The sequence below is a fragment of the Streptomyces sp. NPDC059895 genome, from assembly GCF_042731035.1.
In the GTDB taxonomy this organism is placed as follows: domain Bacteria; phylum Actinomycetota; class Actinomycetes; order Streptomycetales; family Streptomycetaceae; genus Streptomyces.
On sequence record NZ_JBHWKO010000137.1, the window covers coordinates 1 to 1,181 of the forward strand.

The 1,181-nt window shown below is 69.3% G+C and carries 1 protein-coding gene; it reads right to left on the reverse strand.

The window, feature by feature from the left end; genetic code table 11:
• The coding region (gene istA / locus ACFV9M_RS42035; RefSeq protein ID WP_385079932.1) for an IS21 family transposase at nucleotides 1–1,080 on the reverse strand (1,080 nt) is incomplete at its 3' end.
• Nucleotides 1,081–1,181: the final 101 nt, after the last annotated feature.

Genomic DNA, 1,181 nt, shown 5'->3' on the forward strand with positions numbered 1-1,181 from the left:
CGTCTGGTGGCGGGCCCAGCAACGTGCATGCTCGGCGACCAGTCGGCCGTCCAGATGAGCTCGCACCGTCTCGGTGTCCGCTTCGATCCGCACGACCCTTCCGATCGCGGCCGGGTGGACGGAGTAGTCGCAGGTGTCCAGCCGGATGTAGTGGTCCCGGCCGATCCGCACCGAGGTCTGCCACCAGCGCGGCGGTGCGGTCGGCGGCAGTGGCAGCATCGCGGCCCGGTCGGCCTCCCACCGCTCGGCCGGGCGGGCCTCAAGAGTGCGGTGCACCCGCCGGTTAGCGACATCGAGCCACGAACTCAGCTGCGTGTTGAAGTCGCCCGGGGAGGTGAACACCCTGCCGGGCAGGAACGACGTCTCCAGGTAGCCGTTGGCCCGCTCGACCAGACCCTTGGCCTCCGGGTCGCGGGGCCGGCACAGGATCATCTTGCAGGCCAGCAGCCCGGCCAACGCAGCGAACTCATGCCCGAGAACAGACCGTCCCTCCCGGCGGCGTCCGATGGCGGGTTCGTTGTCCCAGACCAGTGCCTTCGGCACCGCATTCCAGCCGGACAGCAGGTCCCAGTGCCCGCTCACGAGGTCGGCGGCCTGTCTCGACGGCAGCATCCGCGCGGTGATCACCCGGGAATACCCGGACACCATCACCAGCACCGGCGGACGCCCGGTCTGCCCGAAGCCCAGCGGGATGTCCGCGGGCGGGAACCACAGATCGCACTGGGCCAGCTCGCCGGGCCGATACGCCGTCCGCGAGACCGGATCCGCCGGCAGGTAGACCGGCCGCAGTTCCCGCACCCGCCGTTTCAGCACCGACAGCGAGCGTTCCCAGCCGATCCGCTCGGCGATCACCGTGGCGGGCATCCGCGGGTACCGGGCCAGCAACTCGCGGATGGCCGGCTCCACCGCGTCCACGATCGAGCCCTTCGGCGCCCGCCGGTACTTCGGCGGGTCATCACTGGCCACAGCCCTCCGCACGGTGTTCCGGGCGATCCCCAGATGACGCGCGATCCCCTTGATCGACATTCCCTCCGAACGGTGGAGCCGCCGGATCTCAGCCCAGTCCTCCACACCGATCACCTCTTCCACCTGACTCCCATGGAGCCAGACTGATCACTCGATCACGGAAGGGGTCACTTTTCATCGACCGATAGGGGGTCACGGTTCAAGGAACGGCGACA